Origin of the sequence: Streptomyces sp. 3330, assembly GCF_031456635.1 — a bacterium.
Classification (GTDB): Bacteria; Actinomycetota; Actinomycetes; order Streptomycetales; family Streptomycetaceae; genus Streptomyces.
Genome location: NZ_JAVDVA010000002.1, coordinates 121177 through 140691 on the forward strand (window position 1 = coordinate 121177; position 19515 = coordinate 140691).

Annotated in this window: 21 protein-coding genes; 10 read left to right on the top strand and 11 right to left on the bottom strand. The window is 73.1% G+C overall.

The genetic code is table 11. From position 1 onward, the window contains the following. The first annotated feature begins 168 nt into the window (after positions 1 to 168). Both J2X68_RS03940 and J2X68_RS03945 read left to right on the top strand, forming a co-directional pair. Positions 169 to 417, top strand: a complete 249-nt coding sequence (locus J2X68_RS03940) for a hypothetical protein (protein WP_310431008.1) — start codon at positions 169 to 171, stop codon at positions 415 to 417. Further along, complete coding sequence (locus tag J2X68_RS03945; protein WP_310431009.1) at positions 414 to 644, top strand: DUF6480 family protein; 231 nt, start codon at positions 414 to 416, stop codon at positions 642 to 644. The genes J2X68_RS03940 and J2X68_RS03945 overlap by 4 nt, the downstream gene beginning before the upstream one ends. A gap of 163 nt (positions 645 to 807) precedes the next feature. Here the strand turns inward: J2X68_RS03945 and J2X68_RS03950 are convergent, their stop codons facing one another. The 3 genes from J2X68_RS03950 to J2X68_RS03960 form a co-directional block, all read right to left on the bottom strand. Then, entirely contained in the window at positions 808 to 2313 is a 1506-nt protein-coding gene (locus J2X68_RS03950; RefSeq protein ID WP_310431010.1) for a cryptochrome/photolyase family protein, read from the bottom strand. A 163-nt stretch (positions 2314 to 2476) separates the two neighbouring features. After that, positions 2477 to 3058, bottom strand: coding sequence for a hypothetical protein (locus tag J2X68_RS03955; RefSeq protein ID WP_310431011.1), 582 nt, complete (start codon positions 3056 to 3058; stop codon positions 2477 to 2479). A 125-nt stretch (positions 3059 to 3183) separates the two neighbouring features. Beyond that, positions 3184 to 4050 (bottom strand): helix-turn-helix transcriptional regulator, encoded by an 867-nt coding sequence (locus J2X68_RS03960; RefSeq protein WP_310431012.1) that lies wholly within the window; start codon positions 4048 to 4050, stop codon positions 3184 to 3186. Positions 4051 to 4156: 106 nt separating this feature from the next. Between J2X68_RS03960 and J2X68_RS03965 the strand changes: the two genes are divergently transcribed. Continuing rightward, complete coding sequence (locus tag J2X68_RS03965; protein ID WP_310431013.1) at positions 4157 to 4690, top strand: flavodoxin; 534 nt, start codon at positions 4157 to 4159, stop codon at positions 4688 to 4690. Positions 4691 to 4727: 37 nt separating this feature from the next. Here J2X68_RS03965 and J2X68_RS03970 read toward each other — a convergent pair whose 3' ends face one another. Then, entirely contained in the window at positions 4728 to 5570 is an 843-nt protein-coding gene (locus J2X68_RS03970; protein WP_310431014.1) for a hypothetical protein, read from the bottom strand. Positions 5571 to 5719: 149 nt separating this feature from the next. Here J2X68_RS03970 and J2X68_RS03975 point away from each other — a divergent pair, with 149 nt between their 5' ends. The 3 genes from J2X68_RS03975 to gap all read left to right on the top strand — a co-directional run bounded on the left by J2X68_RS03975 (position 5720) and on the right by gap (position 8411). Continuing rightward, a complete protein-coding gene (locus tag J2X68_RS03975; RefSeq protein ID WP_399039230.1) occupies positions 5720 to 6205 on the top strand; it encodes a DUF2809 domain-containing protein in 486 nt (161 codons plus the stop codon). Between the two features lie 99 nt (positions 6206 to 6304). Beyond that, positions 6305 to 7261 carry a helix-turn-helix domain-containing protein gene (locus tag J2X68_RS03980; protein ID WP_310431015.1) on the top strand — a complete coding sequence of 319 codons (957 nt, stop codon included), beginning with the start codon at positions 6305 to 6307 and terminating at the stop codon, positions 7259 to 7261. A 151-nt stretch (positions 7262 to 7412) separates the two neighbouring features. Next, positions 7413 to 8411 (top strand): type I glyceraldehyde-3-phosphate dehydrogenase, encoded by a 999-nt coding sequence (gene gap, locus J2X68_RS03985; RefSeq protein ID WP_310431016.1) that lies wholly within the window; start codon positions 7413 to 7415, stop codon positions 8409 to 8411. 103 nt (positions 8412 to 8514) lie between these two features. Here the strand turns inward: gap and J2X68_RS03990 are convergent, their stop codons facing one another. Continuing rightward, entirely contained in the window at positions 8515 to 9399 is an 885-nt protein-coding gene (locus J2X68_RS03990; RefSeq protein WP_310431017.1) for a helix-turn-helix transcriptional regulator, read from the bottom strand. Positions 9400 to 9514: 115 nt separating this feature from the next. Between J2X68_RS03990 and J2X68_RS03995 the strand changes: the two genes are divergently transcribed. Both J2X68_RS03995 and J2X68_RS04000 read left to right on the top strand, forming a co-directional pair. Next, positions 9515 to 10213, top strand: coding sequence for an SDR family NAD(P)-dependent oxidoreductase (locus J2X68_RS03995; protein ID WP_310431018.1), 699 nt, complete (start codon positions 9515 to 9517; stop codon positions 10211 to 10213). Between the two features lie 114 nt (positions 10214 to 10327). Continuing rightward, complete coding sequence (locus tag J2X68_RS04000) at positions 10328 to 11122, top strand: class I SAM-dependent methyltransferase (RefSeq protein WP_310431019.1); 795 nt, start codon at positions 10328 to 10330, stop codon at positions 11120 to 11122. Between the two features lie 4 nt (positions 11123 to 11126). Here J2X68_RS04000 and J2X68_RS04005 read toward each other — a convergent pair whose 3' ends face one another. From J2X68_RS04005 to J2X68_RS04015, 3 genes are all read right to left on the bottom strand, one after another. After that, a complete protein-coding gene (locus J2X68_RS04005) occupies positions 11127 to 11663 on the bottom strand; it encodes a GNAT family N-acetyltransferase (protein WP_310431020.1) in 537 nt (178 codons plus the stop codon). Between the two features lie 165 nt (positions 11664 to 11828). Next, positions 11829 to 12491 (bottom strand): DUF305 domain-containing protein, encoded by a 663-nt coding sequence (locus J2X68_RS04010; protein ID WP_310431021.1) that lies wholly within the window; start codon positions 12489 to 12491, stop codon positions 11829 to 11831. Between the two features lie 91 nt (positions 12492 to 12582). Beyond that, complete coding sequence (locus tag J2X68_RS04015; RefSeq protein WP_310431022.1) at positions 12583 to 12987, bottom strand: DUF6153 family protein; 405 nt, start codon at positions 12985 to 12987, stop codon at positions 12583 to 12585. Positions 12988 to 13333: 346 nt separating this feature from the next. Between J2X68_RS04015 and J2X68_RS04020 the strand changes: the two genes are divergently transcribed. Then, complete coding sequence (locus tag J2X68_RS04020) at positions 13334 to 14656, top strand: cytochrome P450 (RefSeq protein WP_310431023.1); 1323 nt, start codon at positions 13334 to 13336, stop codon at positions 14654 to 14656. 58 nt (positions 14657 to 14714) lie between these two features. Here J2X68_RS04020 and J2X68_RS04025 read toward each other — a convergent pair whose 3' ends face one another. Then, positions 14715 to 16856, bottom strand: a complete 2142-nt coding sequence (locus J2X68_RS04025; RefSeq protein ID WP_310431024.1) for an FUSC family protein — start codon at positions 16854 to 16856, stop codon at positions 14715 to 14717. Positions 16857 to 17235: 379 nt separating this feature from the next. On the opposite strand from J2X68_RS04025, the gene J2X68_RS04030 reads away from it, so the two are divergent. Beyond that, the gene (locus tag J2X68_RS04030; RefSeq protein WP_020127189.1) at positions 17236 to 17553 is read left to right on the top strand and encodes a hypothetical protein; all 318 of its coding nucleotides are present in this window, start codon (positions 17236 to 17238) and stop codon (positions 17551 to 17553) included. A gap of 123 nt (positions 17554 to 17676) precedes the next feature. On the opposite strand, the gene J2X68_RS04035 is transcribed toward J2X68_RS04030, so the two are convergent. Continuing rightward, the gene (locus J2X68_RS04035) at positions 17677 to 18594 is read right to left on the bottom strand and encodes an SGNH/GDSL hydrolase family protein (RefSeq protein ID WP_310431025.1); all 918 of its coding nucleotides are present in this window, start codon (positions 18592 to 18594) and stop codon (positions 17677 to 17679) included. A gap of 202 nt (positions 18595 to 18796) precedes the next feature. Further along, a complete protein-coding gene (locus J2X68_RS04040; RefSeq protein WP_310431026.1) occupies positions 18797 to 19411 on the bottom strand; it encodes a TetR/AcrR family transcriptional regulator in 615 nt (204 codons plus the stop codon). Between the last annotated feature and the right edge of the window lie 104 nt (positions 19412 to 19515).

The window sequence follows — 19515 nt, forward strand, 5'->3', positions numbered from 1 at the left end:
CGCCCGCCCGCGGCGCATTGTTCGACGCGGGCCCGCGGCGCACGGCGTCGAAAGAAATACGGCTCCGGTGCCTCCACGACAGGTCGTTCCACAGAACTCATCAGTACCCGCTGTCCGCGCAGTGCGGAGAGCGGCCGACCCTCGGGGGTCTCTGTCCAGGAGCAGATCATGATCGTCGAAAAGCTGCACAAAGCGGGTGTCACCAGCGAGCACGCCTATCTGGCCGCCGCGGGATCCATCGGTCTCTCCCTGATGTCCTGGCTGGCTTCGAACCGCGCCGAAAACGTGGAGCGGGCCGACCGGTGGGGAATATTCGTCGGCGAATGGGCCCCCACGTTTTTCGCACTGGGGCTGGCTCTCGCCAATTACGAGCGCGCGGACCAGCAGACATCGCCGGAAGCGGGGAGGCAGCCATGACGCAGAGCCCGAGGCCGGAGCCGCACCGTGGCGCCGAGCGCATGCCGGCTCCGCAGGAGCTGGTCCCGCCGACCGAGACCCCTCCGGTCGAGGGGTCGGTCGCGGAAGCCCACCAGGAGCGGGCGGACGGTGGCATCTGGGAGCACCCGGGCGTGTGGCTGGCGCTGATCGCCCTGGGAGCACTTCTCGTAGCCGGATTCTTCGCCGCTCGCATCGCGGGCCTGTAGAGCGAGCCGGTCTGCCGTCCAGAGTGAGCCGTCGCTGCCGTCGGTGCGGTGTCTTCCGCTCTGCCGTGTCCGTCGCCTGCCCGACTCCTCGGTGCCGAGTCGGGCAGGCGACACACCTCGACGCCCCCCCGGGGGGTTCGCCCGGCGTGTTTCGCCCGGCGGCTCAGGGTGGCTCGTCCCCGCGCTGCCGCTCCTGTTCCAGCAGCTCGTCCAGGTCGGTCAGGCGGCCCAGCCCCCGGACGGCCTGCGCCATGCGCGCGTTGCGTTCCAGGCGTGAGCGGTGGCGATGCAGGAAGGCCCAGTATCCGGCGGTGAAGGGGCAGGCGTCCTCACCCACCCGCACGGTCGGGCGATAGGCGCAGGGACGGCAGAAGTCACTCATCCGGTTCACGTAGGCGCCGCCCGAGGTGTACGGCTTCGTGGTCATCCGCCCGCCGTCGGCGTACTGGGACATGCCGACGACGTTCGGCAGCATCACCCAGTCGTAGCCGTCGACGAAGCAGCGGTGGAACCAGTCGGTCACCGCCGCCGGGTCCCAGCCGCGCTGGAGCGCATGGTTTCCCAGAAGCATCAGCCGCGGGATGTGGTGGGTCCAGCCGGTGTCGCGCACCTGCGCGAGAACGGTGGCAAGGCAGCGCGCGGTGACGGCGTCCGCGTCGAGCTCCAGGAACCAGTCCGGCAACGGGGCATGATGTCGCAGGGCGTTGTGCCGCCGGTAGTCCTCGCCGAAGTGCCAGTACAACTGCCAGACGTATTCGCGCCAGCCCGCGATCTGCCGTACGAATCCCTCGACGCTGTTGATCGGTGCGTCACCCCGGCGCCAGGCCTGTTCGGCGAGGTCGACGCACTCGATCGGCTCGAGGAGGCCCAGGTTGAGCGACGAGGACAGCAGACTGTGGCTGAGCACGGGATCCTCGGTCAGCATGGCGTCCTCGTACGGGCCGAAGCCGGCGAGCCGGTCGGCCACGAAGCGTCGCAGGGCGGCGCGGGCTTCACGGCGGGACGCGGGGAACAGCCGGGGGCCGTCCCGCCCCACGAAGGTGATCTCTCCCGTGCGCTCCCAGCGGTCGAGGTCGTGGCGCACCTCGTCGTCGACGTCGTTCTCGCGCGGACGGTAGGGCGGTGGCACGTCGAGCGTGCGTGCGTGTGCGGGCGGGGGCCTGCGGTTGTCGTGGTCGTGGTTCCAGCGGCCGCCCGCCGGCTCGGCGCCGTTCATGAGCAGGTCGTGGCCCCGGCGCACCCAGCGGTAGAAGTCCTCCTGGCGCAGCCGCTCGCCTGCCTGACCGTCGGCCCAGGCCCGGAAGTCCTCATGGGCGACGAGGAAGCCGCGCGCCGGCAGGACGCGCACCCCGTCCAGGCTTCGCACGAGACGGAGCGCGGCGCGGGAGGTGGGATGGTGCACCGTGACCGGGGCGGAGCCGACCGCCTCACGCAGTCCCTCACGGTAGGTGTCCGCCTTGACGTAGCGGACCCGGTCGCCGAGTTCGGCCGCCCGGTGGCGCATGGCCGAGAGCAGGAGATGCGCCTTGGCGCGGTGGAAGCGGCGGCGTCGGAAGACCGACCGCGCCTCGATCATCACGACGGGGGAGTCGTGGTCGGGGCCGTCGGGGCCGGGTGTGAGGAAGTGAGGACCCAGCTGGTCGCCGAAGAGCCAGTGCGTCGTGGTCATGTGCGACCGCGTCCGTCATGGCGGGCCGTGATGGAGAGGATCAGCGCATTCATGGAGCGCCCCCGGGGCAGCGAGAGGGTTTTGCAGATCATTCACCCGTCCCCCCGGAGCAGATGCAGAGCGAACGGGTGAACCGGCCGCGCGACGGCTCGGCGGCCGCGCCTCAGGCGGGTGCGGCGCTGCCGCCCGGAGGTCTGCGGAGCAGGTGCAGACAGACGACCGAGGCGACGACGGTCCGCCGTTCGCCGGCGCCGAGGCGGGTGTCCGTCGCTACCACGTACTGCTGCAGCCCGAGCCACGCGTCGATGGTGCGCACCGTGACCCGGCCGAGGACTTCCGACGCCGGGACGCGTTCCGGATCGGCTTCCGCCAGGTGCCATGCGTCTGCCAGGTGACCCCGTCGCGTGAGGAAGAGAGGACGTCCCCGCTCCGTCCGGAGGCTCAGCTGCCGGGACTTGACGAGTCCCCGGGCGACCGCGGTGCCGACCTCCCCGCCCGCGGCGTCGGTGAAGTGGAACCGCGCCGGTCCGCACTGCCCTGTCCGCGCGCGCCTGATACCGACGACGACCTCGCCGGACGTCTTCGTCAGGAGCCATTGCGCGTCGTCGATGCCCGTGACCTGGGCGAGCAGGGTCCCCTCCACCGCGCACACGGTCAGCGCGGGACCCCGGTACCGGTGCCACCGTGAACGCTTGGGCTGCCCCACCACGACGGATTCCCGCTCGAACAGGCCGCGTTGCGTCATCGGTCTTCCTTCCCCCCGGACGGCTTCCTCTCGACCGCATGCGCATGCGTCCGCGGTGACCGAGAACCTGCCCGATTCCCCCGTCGGCCATGTACCCGATCGGCGCGGGCCGCGCCCTTCGCGGGTTACGACGGGTCGCCGGTGGCCCTGGGGGCGGCTGTGGGACGCCCGGCGGGTCGGGGTGCGGTCATGTCGAGCAGGAGCAGGGCGTCGTGGTCGGGGGTGCCGGGTTCCGCGATGTAGACACCGACGCGTTGGCCGGGGGTGCCTTCGACGTGCAGGGACTGCGAGGTGAGGGTGACCGTGCCGACCTGGGGGTGCCGGAACGTCTTGTGGGCGGGCTTGCGTCCGGTGACCTCGTAGCGTTCCCACAGGCCCGCGAAGTCCGGACTCTTCAGGAGGAGTTCACCGACGAGGTGGGTGAGGTCGGGCGCGTCGGGGGCGGTGCCGGCGACGGCGCGCAGCCGGGCGACGCAGCCGGTGATCTGGCGGTCCCAGTCCGGGAACAGGTCACGCGCGGCCGGGTGGAGGAAGAGGTAGCGGGCGAGGTTGCGATGCTTGGCCGGCCAGTCCTCCAGTCCCGCGTAGAGGGCCAGGCCGCCGGGGTTCCAGGCCAGCAGGTCCATGCTGCGGCTGATCACATAGGCGGGGTTCGGGCGCAGCGACTCCAGCAGCAGCTTCAGGTGGGGGCGCACGGTGCGGCCGGGCGCCGGGGGCGGTTCGGGCGCGTAGCGGGCCGCGCGGGCGGCCAGCTCGCGCAGGTGCTGGTGCTCCTGGTCGTCCATGTGCAGGGCGCGGGCGAGCGAGTCGAGGACGGCGGGGCTGGGACGGGTCTCCTTGCCGCGTTCCAGTCGCACGTAGTAGTCGATGCTGATGCCGGCGAGGGCGCTCGCCCCTCCCGCTGCCCGATCCCCGGCGAAGGGGCCGTCCGTGAACCAGCCGAACCACAGCCCGGTCCGGCGCCGAACGATCCTGCGCGCCGCGCTGCTCACCGGAGTCACCGCCTCGACCGCACCCCACCTCGCCGGCTGCTCACCCACGAACGGTCGGGAAACCTCCGACCGGCCGAGGGCATCGACCGGCGAGACGGCGAGCGGTATGGCGCGGGGCAAGGTACTGCTCGCGTACTTCTCGCGGCCCGGCGAGAACCACCACTACGGCGATCGCACCGACCTGAAGGTCGGCAACACCGAGGTCATGGCCCGCAAGATCCGCGAGCTCATCGGCTGTGACCTCTACCGGATCGAGCCGACCGACCCCTACCCGGACAGCTACGACGCGACCGTCGCGCGCAACGTCCGCGAACAGGAAGCCGACGCCCGCCCCGCCATCATGGGCACGCTGCCCGATGTGACGTGCTACGACACCGTGCTGCTGGGCAGCCCCATCTGGAACGTCCGCGCGCCGATGATCATGACAACCTTCACCGAGGCCCTCGACTTCACCGGCAGGACCGTCGTCCCGTTCACCACCCATGCCATGAGCGGCCTGGGCAGCACGGCACGCGACTACGCGGCCTCGTGCCGCGGTGCCGCCTTCGCCGAAGGACTGGCGGTCCAGGGCGAAGAGGTCGAACGAGCCGATCGCGCCATCGGCGCCTGGCTGCGACGCGTCGGCCTGAAGGTCTCCTGAACGGCACTTCGCGCGGGCCGTTCTCCTTCCGCGAACCCTATGAGTGTTCGCCGAGTTGGAGGAATCCCGCGAGGGAGAAGCACAGGGCGCCGGTGAGTGTGCCCCAGTTGGCGATGTCGGCGTTGACCAGGCTGTCGGTGGCAGGCCGGGTGTAGGCGGCGAGGGCCGAGATCATGAACAGGACGGAGCCGAGCTGGTTGACGGTGACGATCCACCAGCCGAGGTTGCGCGGCTCCATGCGGAGCCGTCCGTGGCCGAGCTCGGCGATGGCCAGCTGACCGGAGATCAGGAAGAGGATGCAGCCGATCACGTCCGGCACCCAGATCAGCCGGTTGACCTGTCGGACGTTCAGGCCCTGCAGGAAGGAGTCCAGCAGATTGACGGCGAAGACGAGCGTGCCCGCGAAGAGCACGAACGTGCTCAGCCAGTCCACCCGCGTCGGCTCGTAGCTCCACCACCGCCACTGACGCGTGACCAGCCGTCCTTCGCCACCGGCGTCATGGCGCGGTGCGTTGATCACCTGGAGCAGCGAGACGTACCCGCCGGTCGTGAAGAACACGCCGCCGACGAAGTAGATCGAGGCGCACTCGGTGGCGTCGCCGGAGCCGAACTGGGCCACGGCCGCGCCCGCCGCGAAGAGGGCCCCGCCGATGACGAAGGCGATCGCGGCGATGGCGTTGAGCCGGCGCAGCCGGGTGATCGAGACGGCGTCCGCACGGATGTGACGCGTGGCCGCCGTACTGCGCGCTCGAACGGCCAGTACCCCACGCCGGCGCGCGAGACGTGACTCCCACACGGCGGTGCCGCCGTCGGGAAGATGCCAGGTGAGCCGGGTGGTGAACGGTCCCGCGCCCTCGGCGCGCTGCTCAGGTTGCCCCACGGGCCGAGCCTAGGACCTCGGGCAGGAACGACGAGGGGCGAAACGCCGTCCCGGCGGCCGTCGCTGCGGTCCGCGGAGCGGTCCGCCGTGCTGCGTCCGACCCGTGGTGCGCTGCACGGCGGGCCCCGGCCGTCCGGCAGTATGACGGCGTGGCCCGCATCCTCGAAACCCGTGACGGCTCCGCCGACCCCCTCCGGATCCGACTGGCGGCGGCCGGGGCCGCGGTGTCGACCGTCGGCGCGGGGTTGGGACTCAGGGCCGTGGCCACGGGCGACGTCGCCAAGTACGGCGGGGACGCGCTGTACACCCTCCTGCTCGTCACCCTGTTCGCTGTGGCGGCGCCGAGGGCCACACCAACCGCCGCTGCCGGCGGCGCGCTGGCTGCCAGTTGGGCCGTCGAGTTCCTCCAGCTCAGCCAGGTCCCGACCGAACTCTCCCGGCACAGCACGCTCGCCCACCTCGTGTTCGGTTCCACCTTCAACGCACCCGACCTGCTCTGGTACGCGGTGGGAGCGGGCGTGGGGCGGCTCATCCACCCCGCACGGTTCCGTCTCCTCACCCCTTCGTCGCCACACACCGCGGACCCAGCCGTCCATCAAGCCTCGGGCAGCACCCGAAAACGAGGCAGCAGTTGATCCGCGCGCAGGTGGGAGCCTGATCTCCGGAGCCGCGCACCGCGGCGCGCACGGACCCTTCGCCGAACCCTCGGCGTTCGCCCCCGTACCCTGTTCCGGGTGTCGTCCTCCCGTCTGCAACGCGTCGCCGTCCTGGTGCTCGAAGGCGCCAAGCCGCTCGACGTCGGCATTCCCGCGCAGGTGTTCACGACCCGCGCGAGCATGCCGTACGAGGTACGGGTGTGCGGTGCCGCGCCCGGGCTGGTGACCGGCGGGGACGGGCTGTCGTATCACGTGGCCCACGGCCTGGACGCGCTCGACTGGGCCGACGTCGTCTTCCTTCCCGGCTACCGATTCCCGGACCTCGACGACCCGCCGGAGGCGGTCCTGCGCGCGCTGCTGGCCGCCCATGACCGGGGCGCTCGGCTCGCCGCCATCTCCACGGGGGCCTTCGCGCTCGCCGCCACCGGCCTGCTCGACGGCAGACGCGCCACGACCCACTGGCACTACACCCGGGCACTGGCGGCGAAGCATCCGCTCGTCCAGGTCGACGAGAACGTCCTGTTCGTCGACGAGGGCAGCGTGCTCACGTCGGCGGGCGCCGCCTCCGGGATCGACCTGTGCCTGCACATCCTGCGGCGCGACCTCGGGGTGGCCGCCTCGAACCACGCGGCCAGGCGACTGGTCGCCGCGCCCTACCGCAGCGGAGGCCAGGCGCAGTACGTGCCGCGCAGCGTGCCGGAGCCGCTGGGCGAGCGCTTCGCCGCCACCCGGGAGTGGGCGCTGCACCGGCTCGGCGAACCGCTCACCCTCGACACCCTGGCCCGGCACGCCGCCGTCTCGGAGCGGACCTTCTCGCGGCGCTTCGTCGAGGACACGGGGTACACGCCCATGCAGTGGGTCATGCGTGCCCGCATCGACATGGCCCGTGAGCTCCTCGAACGCTCGGAGCGCAGCGTCGAGCAGATCGCCAATGACGTCGGACTCGGCACGGGCGCGAACCTGCGGACGCACTTCCAGCAGATCCTCGGCACCACCCCGAGCGAGTACCGGCGCACCTTCGCCAAAGGCGAGTAGCCGGCCCGCCCGGCGGCCGGGGCACGCCCGGGCCGGGGCCAGGTGCACCCGCCAGGGCGATGGCGAGATCCTTTCGAACCATGGCGCTCACGCCCACGTCGTGGACGGCCGCCGTGCGCGAGGCTGAGGGCGAACCGAAGGGACATCACTCATGACTCGCATCGCCGTCAATGGATTCGGCCGCATCGGACGCAACGTGCTGCGCGCACTCCTCCAGCGCGACAGCGACCTCGAGATCGTCGCCGTCAACGACCTCACGGAACCCGCCACGCTCGCGCGACTGCTCGCTTTCGACTCGACGGCCGGCCGGCTGGGCCGCCCGGTCGAGGTCGACGGCGACGTCCTGGTCGTCGACGGCCGTCGCATCAAGGTGCTGGCCGAGCGCGAGCCGGCGCGACTGCCGTGGGCCGAGCTCGACGTCGACATCGTGCTGGAGTCGACCGGCCGCTTCACCGCGGCCAAGGACGCCCGTGCCCACCTCGACGCGGGCGCCAAGAAGGTCCTGGTCAGCGCACCCTCGGACGGCGCGGACGTCACGCTCGCGTACGGCGTCAACACCGACGCGTACGACCCGGAGCTGCACACGATCGTCTCGAACGCCTCGTGCACGACCAACGCGCTCGCCCCGCTGGCCGCCGTACTGGACGACCTCGCGGGCATCGAGCACGGCTTCATGACGACGGTGCACGCCTACACGCAGGAGCAGAACCTCCAGGACGGCCCGCACCGTGACGCGCGCCGCGCCCGTGCCGCCGGCGTCAACATCGTGCCGACCACGACCGGCGCCGCCAAGGCGATCGGCCTCGTGCTGCCGAACCTCGACGGCAAGCTGGCCGGCGACTCGATCCGCGTCCCCGTCCCGGTGGGTTCGATCGTCGAGCTCAACACGACCGTCGCCCGCGACGTGACGCGCGAGGACGTGCTGGCGGCGTACCGCACCGCCGCCGAGGGCCCGCTCGCCGGTGTCCTCGAGTACTCCGAGGACGCGCTCGTGTCGTCCGACATCGTCGGCAACCCGGCCTCGTCGATCTTCGACTCGGCCCTCACCCGCGTCGACGGCCGCCACGTCAAGGTGGTCGCCTGGTACGACAACGAGTGGGGCTTCTCCCACCGTGTGATCGACACCCTCGAACTCCTCGCCGCGCGCTGACCGTACGCCCGGCCTGTCCCGCCGGCCGTTCGCGGATCGCTCCGCGTACGGCCGGCGGACGTGCGACCGGGCCGTCCCGGGCGGCACGCGGACCGTCCCGGGGTCAGAGGGCGCGTGCGGGTGAGCTGTCGGTGGCGTCGGCGGCCATCGCGCGACGCAACCCGGCCGCATCCGCGCTGCCGGGCGCCGCGCTCAGGATCACGATCTTGAGGTCCGACTCGCCGTCGGTCAGGACGTCGCAGTCCACTTCGACGGGACCGGCCTCGGGATGCTCGACCGTCTTGCGGTCCTCGCGGTGCGCCCCGACCGCGCCGCCGGCCCACAGCCGCGCGAATGTCGGGTTGCCCACGGTGAGGACGCGGACCAGCTCGGCCAGGCGCGCGTCGTCGGGGAAGCGACCGGTGGCGCGCCGCAGGTCGGACACGATGGCGAGGTCCGAGTCGGCGCTGTCGCGCACGACGACCGGCCAGGCGGCGATGCGCACCGCGTCCGGACCGACCGGGAACCGCTCGCGGGCGAAGTTGCGCCGTTCCGGCGGCGTGGCGGCCGGGTCACCGAGCAGCGCCGCCCACCCGGGGTTCCACCAGATCATCCGCCAGTCCGCGGCGAACACGGCGACCGCGACGTCTCCGAGCCGGTTCAGCACGCGCCGCACGCCCGGCGGAATGCCGTCGGGGATCGGCTCGTCCCGGGGAGACACCAGCCCGGCCATGCGGTACAGGTGGTCCCGCTCGGGCACGGACAGCCGCAGGGCGCGGGCGAGGGAGGCGACGACCTGGGCCGACGGGGCCGTGGACCGTCCCTGTTCCAGGCGCACGACGTAGTCGACCGACACACCGGCGCGTTCGGCGAGTTCCTCGCGGCGCAGCCCGGCCGCCCGGCGGGTCCGGGACGACGGCAGCCCCACGGCCGACGGCGGCAGCCGCTCCCGCCAGGCGCGGATCGTCGCCCCCAGTCCAGCTCCCGCTCCCGTCGCCATGACACCCATCCTGCCCGACCGCCGCCCCGAATGCCCCGCACGTGATCGTGGTGAGGGTGGTACTGCCGTTCCTACGGTCGAAGCGTCCCTGGCCGGGGGCCGCCTCGGTGGGCACGATCGGGGCATGACCACCACGTTCATCACCGGAGCCAACAAGGGCCTCGGCCACGAGACCGCCCGCCGCCTCATCGGACTCGGCCACACCGTGATCATGGGAGCCCGTGACCCGGAGCGGGGCGCCGCGGCCGCGGCCGCTCTGGGCGCGCGATACGTCCGCATCGACGTCACCGACGACGCCTCCGTCGCCGCCGCGGCGGCCGACGTCGCCGCACACGAGGGCGTGCTGGACGTCCTGATCAACAACGCCGGCGTGCACGGCCCGCACGGCGATCCCGGCGGACTGACCGGCGCGGACGCTCTGGGCGTCTTCGACGTCAATCTCTTCGGCGTGGTCCGCACGACCACCGCCTTCCTTCCGCTGCTGCGCCGGTCGTCCGACCCGGTCGTCGTCAACGTCAGCAGCGGCATGGGGTCGCTCGCCCTCACGCACGACCCGTCGCGGGCCGAGTCCTCCGCCGTCGCCCCGCTCTACGCCGCGTCCAAGGCGGCCCTCACCATGTTGACCACCCAGTACGCCAAGGGCCTGAAGGACATCCGCGTCAACGCCGCCGATCCCGGCTACACGGCCACCGATCTCAACGGCCACAGCGGCCCCCAGTCCGTCACCGAGGGCACCGACGCGATCGTCCGTCTCGCGACCGAGGCGCCCGGCGCCGGCTCGGGACGCCTGATCGACCGCAGCGGCCCGATCGCCCTCTACTGAGGCGGGCGGACGCCTCCGCCCGGGACCGCCACCCCGGAACCGGTCACCCGACCGCTCCGTGCCCGCGGCTCCGTGTCCGTCGCCGCCGCGGATCCGGTGGGGGATCGTGGTGACATGCGGGAGCGACGGGACATGTGGGCGGCCGGGGACGCCTACGAGCGGTACATGGGCCGGTGGAGCCGTCCGGTCGCGGAGGGATTCGTGGCCTGGCTCGGCTGCGCCGACGGTCTGCGCTGGCTGGACGTCGGATGCGGGACGGGAGCCCTGACGGCGGCGGCGGTCGCCCGGTGCCGGCCCTCGGCCGTGGTCGCGCTGGACCGGTCGGCGGGGTTCGTGGCCTCGGCCCGTGACACCGTTGCCGGGCCGGTGTGCTGGGTGCGGGGCGACGCCTTGTCGCTGCCGCTGCGGGACCGGGGGTGCGACGTGGCGGTCAGCGGACTCGCGCTCAACTTCCTGCCCGCGCCGGACGCGGCGGTGGCCGAGGCCGAACGGGTGGTCGGGCCGGGCGGACTGGTCGCGGCGTACGTGTGGGACTACGCCGGGGGAATGCGGTTCCTGCGGCGCTTCTGGGACGCCGCGCTCTCGTCGGACCCCTCCGCCGCCGCGCGGGACGAGGGGCGCAGATTCCCGCTCTGCCGGCCGGGACCACTGCGAACGCTGTGGACGCGGGCGGGACTCGACGAGGTGGAGGTGGCCCCGATCGACGTGCCCACCGCCTTCGCCGACTTCGCGGACCTGTGGGAGCCGTTCCTGGGCGGCCAGGGTCCCGCCCCCGACTACGTCGCCGCCCTCGCCCCGGCGGCCCGGGAACGCCTGCGCGAGACCCTGCGCGCGGCCGTGCCCACACGGCCCGACGGGTCGATCACGCTCACCGCGCGCGCCTGGGCCGTCCGGGGCCGGCGTCCGTAGGGCGTCACATCGGGAGGGAGAACAGGCGTACCGGCCCCGCAGGCCAGGGGGCGTTGTCGCGCGGGGGCGTCACCATGGTGCGCAACGGCATGGTGACCAGGCGGGATCGGGGTTGCTCGACGATCACTTCCTCGTCGAGCGGACGCCACCCGAGGTGCCGGTACAGCGGCACGAGCGGGGGCCTGCAGAACAGGAGGGCGTGCCGAGGGCCCATGGTGCGGGCGTGTTCGAGCGCCGCCGAGATCACGAGCCGGGCCAGTCCCCGGCCCCGCACGTCGGGTGCGACGGCCACTCCGCCGACGCCCACGACCTCCGTCCCGGTCTCGCCGACCGCGACGGACAGCCGTCGCAGGCCGGCGTGCGCCACCAGCCGGTCGCCGTGGCGCACCCCGAAGTGCTCTTCCTTGGGCAACCAGCTCAGACCGGTCGAGGCGACACCGAAGGGGTCGTCGCCGCCGCCGAGGATCTCGTCCTGCTCCGCCCGCGTGTACCGGGGGAGGCGTACCGCGGTCGGAGCCGCGGGGGAGGGGTTCTGAGCCATCCTCACATGATGATCTCTCCGCCCACGGGACTGCAGGGTGTTTCCCGGCCGGGCCCCGAGGGGGCCCGGCGCGAGGTCGGACGACGGGACGATCCCATGGCGGCGCCCGACGGCGCGGTTCGGGCGGAGGGGGCCGATCGTGACCCGGCCCCCTCCGCCCGTTCGTCAGCTGCCGCCGACGAGCTTGTCCATCCTGGCGATCTCGGCCGTCTGCGCGGTGACGATGTCGTCGGCCAGGGAGGTCGCGGGGCCGTACGCGCCCTTGCTCCTCTCGGTGGTGGCCATGGCCACGGCGCCCTCGTGGTGGTCGATCATCATGGTCAGGAACAGGGTGTCGAACTTCGTGCCGGACGCCTTCTCCAGGGCGTCCATGTCCGAGCCGTCCATCATGCCGGGCATGCCGGGCATCCCGGACCCGGCCGAGTGGTCCATGCCGGGCATGGATCCCGCCGTGCTGCCGGACGACGTCGGGACGTCCTCACCCCAGGACGTCAGCCAGCCGCCGAGGGTCCTGATCTCCGGCGCCTGTGCCTTCTCGATGCGCGAGGCGAGGTCCTTGACCTCGGCGGACGAGGCGCGGTCGGCGGCGAGTTCCGCCATGTCGAGGGCCTGCAGGTGGTGGGGGATCATGCCCTGCGCGAAGGACACGTCCTGGGCGTTGTGCGCTCCGGCCGTGGCGTCGGCGCTCGTCGACGACGACGCGGAGCGGTGACCGCCCGCGTGCCCGGCGCCGCCGCCGTCACCGCCGCAGGCGGCGAGGACGAGCGCGGCGGTCACGGAGGCGGCCGCGAGAACGGCGCGGCGGGTCAGGGTACGGGTGTTGCGCATGCGGAATCTCCTGCTGTGCTGTGCGACAAGGGATCTGGACGTGTCGGGGCGCACCGCGTCGCCGTGGTGGAGACGGGGTGCCGCGCGGTGTCTAGATCCGCAGGAGTTGGAGTTCCGCCAGGGAGGGTGGCGCGCGTGCGCTGTCCGGGGCGTCGGCCGCGTACGGGCGGACGGCGTCGGCGCGCACCGAGGCCGTCACCGGGTCGGGAACGAGCGCGGGCAGAACCGGCGCTCCGCTCACCGAGGCGGCCACGCAGGTGGGGTCGGCGTGGTGGAGGTGTCCGCCACCGCAGCCTCCGCCGCTCCCCGCGCAGTCGTCGTGTGCGCTGACCGAGACGGCCGTCATGTGCCCCGGCCCGGCCTGTTCGTGGACGGCGCCGCCGCCGGGGGCCAGGGCGTGCATGGCCAGGAGCCCCGCGAGGAGTCCGAGCACGAGCAGCGCCCGCCACCGCCACACGGGCGGTCGCGCACGGTGCTGCTGCTCGTGACTCGTCATCGGGATCATCCTAGGCGGAGCCGGTGAAGGGGGCCCGGTGGGCCTTCCGTTGTGCGTACGAGCGGAGCCGCGCCCCTGTTCACCGTGACCGTCCCGCCCGGCCGGTCCGGACCGTCCGCCCGTCCCGTCCGGCCTGTCCGCCGATCGGGTGGGCCGCCAGGTGATGCCTCACGCCGAGACCCCGGAGCCGTCCCGACACCACCGTGCGCCGGGGACGGACGGGCCACGCGCGGCGGTCTCCGGGCGGCTCCGGCGCGCTGTCACCGACGGCGCCCGATCCCGTACAGTCCGCACAGCGCAGACGCTTCGTCGCACCCCGGCACCGCGGTCGACCAGGAGAAGAATCATGGACTCCGAAGCCGTTCACGGCTCACTCTCGCTCGATGCCGGACCCGGTCGGCGGATCCCCGAGGCCGAGCCCGGACTCGTGGAGCGGTGGCGCTCGGGGAAAGGCGAGCTGGTCGAGCTGCTGGCCCAGGTGCGTGAGCGGTGCGGCGGTGTCGCCGCGTTCCGGCTCGGGCCGTCTCCCACCGTGCTCGTCACCGCCCCCTCGGCGGTCCAGCACGTCCTCGCCCGGTACCCGGAGCGCTACGTCAAACGCTCCCACCGCGCCCGTCTGCTGGTCGGCGACGGTGTCCTCGCCGCCACCGGTACGGCGTGGAAGCGTCAACGCCGCCTGCTCCAGTCCCAGTTCACCGGCATCGGGATGCGCCGCTACGAGCAGCGGATCACCGCAGCCGCCCGGACCACCGCCGAGCGCTGGGCCGGGTACGCCCGGACCGGGCAGAGCCTCGATGTCGGACGGGAGATGCGCCGCTTCGCCCTGGACGCCATCTGGCGCTCTCTCACCGGGCACGCCCTCGACGACGCGACCGAGCGCGAACTGGACGCCGTGGCGGCCGTGGCGACCGCCCTCCCGACGCTGCCCGCCGACGTCTCCGCCGCCCGGGACGCCGTCGCCGGCGATCTCGCGCGGATCGACGCGGTCGCCGGGCACGCCATCGAGGCCGCCCGAAACGGGGCACCCGGCCCGGAAGGCCCGGGCCTCCTGCGTGTCCTGACCGACGCCGGCGCCGAACATCCCGAGTACACCGACCAGTTGATCCGCGACGAGCTGGTCACGCTGCTGGCGGCCGGGCACGAGACCACAGCGACCACCCTGACCTGGCTGTACCTGCTCCTCGACCGCTACCCCGACGCTCGCGGACAGGCGCTCGCCGCCGGTGACGAGGGCTCGCCGCAGCGCCGCCAGGCCCTCCAGGCGCTGGTCCACGAGACGCTCCGGCTCTACCCGTCCGCGTGGATCCTGCCCCGCCACGCCGCCGAGGACGGCCTCCTCGCCGGCCACACCGTCGAGGCGGGCACCGACCTCCTCGTCTGCCCTTACCTCACGCACCGCGATCCCGAACTGTGGCCGGAGCCCGAGCGGTTCGACCCCCGACGGTTCGTCACGCCGGGCGGTCGGCCCACGCACCCGGGCGCCTACTTCCCCTTCGGCATCGGCCCCCGGGCCTGCCTCGGGGTGCAGTTCGCGCTGCGTGAGTCGACCGTCCTGCTCGAACACCTGCTGCCGGTCCACACCTTGACCTTCTCCGAGACTCCGGCCAAGGCGGCGTACGGCATCACCGTCCGTCCCGACGGGCCCGCCGTCGCGACCCTCGTGGAGTAGGGCGGGGCGGGTTCACGACCGACCCTCCGTCGAGGAACGTCCCGGCGCAAATGGCCCTTCAGGAGGCGGCCGACCGGGCCGTCCGCCGGTTGGTGTTGGTGCTGGTGTTGCTGGCGTTGAGGTCCGCCGCGAGCGCGTCGATCCAGACCTCGATGTCGGTCAGCAGGGAGAGCACCCGCGGCGGTACCTCGGAGGGCAGTGCGGGCGGCGGGGGCAGCCGGACATGGATGCCGCCCGGAGGGAAGTCGGCCGCCCGGACGATGGCCGTCTCCGCCTCCTCTCCGACACGCCGGGCCCAGTGCCGGGCGGCGGGAGGCAGCTCGCGCGGACGCTCCGTCCGGGGCAGCCAGTAGGCGCCGACCAGGACACGGGAGCCGAAGTTGAGCGCGGCGAGGTAGTCGGTCTCGGGCTCGGGGGCACCGGTGGCGGGTTCGGTGCGGTACTGCGCGTACGAGCCCTCCGCGATCCGGAGCCGGTGCAGGGTCAGCCGGACGGCCCGCTGGTCGGCGTCGCCGCGGCCCGCCGTCCCCTCGCCACCGCCCCCGTCGTCCGTCGCCGCGGCGGCGGTGGCCCGCACCACGGGAGCGGCGGACCGCAGCAGGGCCGTCATGCTGCGCCGCGTCTCGGCGCGGGCCCCGAACGGCCACGCGAGCACACCGCACAGCAGCCCGACCGCACTCCCGGTCAGCACGTCCACGACCCGCATCTCCGCGAGCCGCCACGTCACGGGTTCGATCTGCGCGAACGCCGTGGAGACGACCAGGGTGAACAGTCCCTGCGCCCAGGACGGGCCCTCCAGGGGCCCCACAGCGAAGGCGATCAGCATCATCGGTACGAGCAGGAAGGCGTACACCTCGGTGGCGTCGCCCGCCCCGATGAGGAGCAGCCCGGCGGCCAGCGCGCCGGCCAGGGTGCCCACGACGGCCGCGCGGACGGCGGACCAGGTGGCGCCCGCCGTGGTCCGGCCCAGGGTCAGCACGGTCAGCAGCACCCAGAAGCCGTGCGACAGGTCGAGCGAACCCGCCACCAGACGGGCCAGCGCGAGACCCAACGCGCTGCGCAGCGCGTTCTGGAAGACGACGGACCGCCGCGTCAGATTGCCCGTCAGGCGGATGGCGAACAGCCGGAGCGTCGGCATCCGCGCGTACCAGAACTGCTCCCGTGGCAGACCGTGCAGCGGCCGGCGGCCGTTCAGTGCCAAGGCGGCGGCCGTGCGCACCGTCACGGCGGAGACCGCGATCGTCAGCACCGTCGACTGCCGCACCAGCACCGGGTGCGGGCGGGGGACGCGCCCGCCGGGGTCGCCGTCGCGGGCGGCCACGAACTGGGCGATCATCTCCTCGATCAGCTCGGGCCCCACCGCGGGGCGCGACCGGCGCAGCGCGCCGGCCGTCCCGGCGCAGGCCGCCGCGATGCCGTTGAGCAGGTTCTGCGAGGCCGTGTCCAAGGGCGTGGAGTGCATGTCGACGAGGGCGGCCAGTTGGTCGACCAGACGTCGGGTCGCCGAACCCGCCTGGGCGAAGGCGCGGTCCGCCCTTCCGGCTCCGGTCGGGCGGGCGCCGGCAGGCTGCTGGGAGAAGCGCAGGCCCCGGCCGGCCGACCGCAGCCGTCCGGCCAGACCCGGCTCCGGTCCTGTGGTGTGGATCAGGGAGCGGGTGGCGTGGGCCGCGAGGTCCAGCGTGTCGGCGATCCGCTCGCGGTACGCAGGATCCGGCGGATCCGGGAGCACCACCACCTCGCACAGGACGAGCGACGCCCCGCCGATGGCGACCCCGGTCAAGCGCTGGGGCAGTGTCTCCGGGGCGAAGGGCGGGAAGCAGGCGAGGATGTAGAACAGCTGTAGCCCGGGCGCGGTGCCGGCCAGACGCGGGCCGCACACCGAGCCGAACATCAGCACGAACGCGACGATCAGCATGCCCGCCACGGCCGACCAGGTCTGCACGGCGAGGGCCGTGCCGGCGGCGGTGAGGACGGCAGCGGCCGGCAAGGCGCGCAGGACGGTCGCGGCACGTCGGCGACCGGACCCGGGCACCGGCGAGAGGACGCCCAACGCGATGGGTGTGAACAGGGCGTAGACCGCTGTCACGGGCCGATCGAGGAGATAGGCCGCCGGATAGAACCCGACCGCCGCGGCGGCCGTGACACGCGTCGCACGCCGGCCGGCCCGGACCGATTCGGCGAGCGACGGCCGCTTGGGCATCAGCGCTCCTCTCCGCGCGCCACCGAGGATCATCCGCGGCTTTCAGTGTCGCGCGGGTCGGGTGATCACGCAGGCGGGGCCCGCGTCGCTCCGCTCCTCGGCAAGGTGCGGGACGGCGTCACCCGCGCACCGCGCCGCGCAAGCGTGCAGGTGGCACGAGAACGGGAGCAGAAACAGGAGGGGAAACAGGAACAGGAGCAGGAGCAGGAGCAGAGACCGGAGCAGGCCGGAGGCTCCGGCCGCGCCCGGTCCGTCCCGAGGGGCTCGGGAGGCAAGCCGGTGTCGCCCATCCGGGGAGAGCGGAGATCGACCGCGCCGCTGCGGGGTATGCGGGAGGGAACGCGAGGAGCCGAGGACCCGAGGAAAGGGACAGAACACCATGACGACGTACGTGATCACCGTGCCGGGCACGTTCACCGCAGGGGTCGAGGACGAGACGCGCACGCGGCTGAGCCGGGCCCTGCGTCCGGCCGATCCGCATCACACCCGGATGGGCAACGCGCAGGACCTCGACCCGCTCACCGTGAACGAGGACGACACGTTCACCATCCGGCTCGCCGTCGAAGCGGACAGCGGCCCGCACGCTGAGGAGGACGCCCGCAGGCTCGCGGACTCCGCCCTGCACGCCGCGGGGCTCGACGACACCAGCGCGCCGCTCGGACCGGCGGTGGTCACCGGCATCGACTCCGACGTGTGAGCCGATCGCGCGAGCCGGGGCCACCACGGTGCGGCCCCGGCCGGCCGGACCGTGGTGGCCGGACGGCGGCTGCCATCGGCTCCGCCGTCCGCAGACCGCCGTCCCCGTCCGGTCGCGCGTCGGTCAGCGGCCCCGCCCGTGGGTCAGGCGCTGCCACACGGCCCCCGCCATGGCTGCCTCACCCTTGGCGTTGGGATGCGCGGGAGCCGCGGGGGACGCCGGCTGCAACGGCTCGATCCACCGGTCGGCCGGGGACTTGCACATGTCGTGGCCGATGGTCGGACCGTAGGTGTCGACGTACTCGGCGTGGTTCCAGCGAGCCACCAGCCGGAGCATCAGGTTGAGCCGCTTCCCGGTGTCGCGCAGGTAGGGGAAGTCCCGCGTCGCGAACGGCACGGAGGGAGCGCAGCCGCTGCCGTCGTCGGGCAGCAGATCCGGGTAGCCGACGACGACGATCCGGGCGTGCGGGGCCCGGTCGTGCACGGCCTGGAGCACCCGGGCGACCTTGGGGCCGGTCCTGGCTATCGCGATGGTGAGCTGGTCGACACCCGAGGCGCCGTAGTGGCGCTGGCACGGGTTGCCGGTCGGGTCCTGCGCGTACAGCTGGGCGCAGGTGCCGATGATGGAGCCGAAGCCCATGTCGTTGCCGCCGATCTGGACGGTGACGATGTCGCTGTTCCGGCCCACCGCGTCGAGTTGGGGGCCGTTGGTCCCCTGTGGCTTCCACATGTGCTCGGTCGTCGCCCCGCTGCAACTGACGTCCTTGAACGAGGTCGCCCGAAGCCGCCCGGCGACGATCGACGGGTAATTGTGGTCGGAGCGTGCGCAGTTGGCGTCCACCTGGCGCGGGATGAGGGGGCCGGAGGTGTAGGAGTCGCCGAGCGCCACGTACCGGTCGCCTTCATGGCCCCCGCCTCCGCCGTGCGCCGCGGCCGGCGCCGCGGAGGCGGCGACCAGGGCGCAACTCCCCAGTGCGGCGTACAAGGTGACGCCCTTTCGGCGGCGACCGGCCGGTCCTCCCGTGCGAACGTCGCGCTGCATCGAGTTCCTCCCCCTTGAGCCCACGCCCCGTCGACGACGCCGTTCCGTGCGGTCGGCATTGCGTTCGACTGGGCTTGTATACCGTCCAGTAGGTCACCGGGGCCAGAGCCGGGAGCCAACGTGTTGCGGGAGAACGGGAAGCGGGAGGAAGCGGGGGCGCCGCGTCCGGAGCCGGCGGCGCGCCGGCGGCGCTCCCGGCTCGTCAGGCGCGGACGCCGCGCATCAGGTTGGCGATCAGGCTCGTCGCGAACTCCTCGGTCACGGGCAGGCTGGGCATCAGCAGGCGGTGGTAGCAGGCGCCCCAGAGCTGGTCCACCAGGACCTCGGGATCGACGTCGGGGCGCAGCTGACCGTCCGCCTGTGCCCGCCGCATCCGCCGGACCGCCAGGTCCCGCCGCGGGTCCGCGTAGCGTTCCAGCAGGGCGGCGGAGAGCTCGGGGTCGGTCTGCGCCTGGCCGATGAGCTCGGCGATCACCCGCCCGGCGGGCGTCCCGGTGAGCATCCGTACGAAGGCGCGGAGCTGCGCCGCGAGGTCGGCCTCGACGTCGTCGCTCTCCGGGAAGGCCAGCACGGACTCCACGGCGTGGAAGTAGCCGTCGAGGGCGAGCGCGCCCTTGGAGGGCCACCATTTGTAGAGCGTCGTCTTGCTGACCCCCGCCCGCTCGGCCACGGCCTCGATGGTGAACGCGCCCATGCCCTGGTCGAGGAGGAGGCCGCCGGCCGCGTCGAGGACGTCCGCACGCACCTCGGCGGCGGGACGGCGGCCCCGACCGCGCCGTGGCCTGGGCGCGCCTTCGCGTTCCGACCGTTCCTGCATTGCGCCGACCTCCCGGGCATCGTCCGCATCGTCCGACGAGCCACAGCCTGACATATGGACGGAGCGTTCACCACGTGGTTATATGGACTCATCGTTCATAAGTG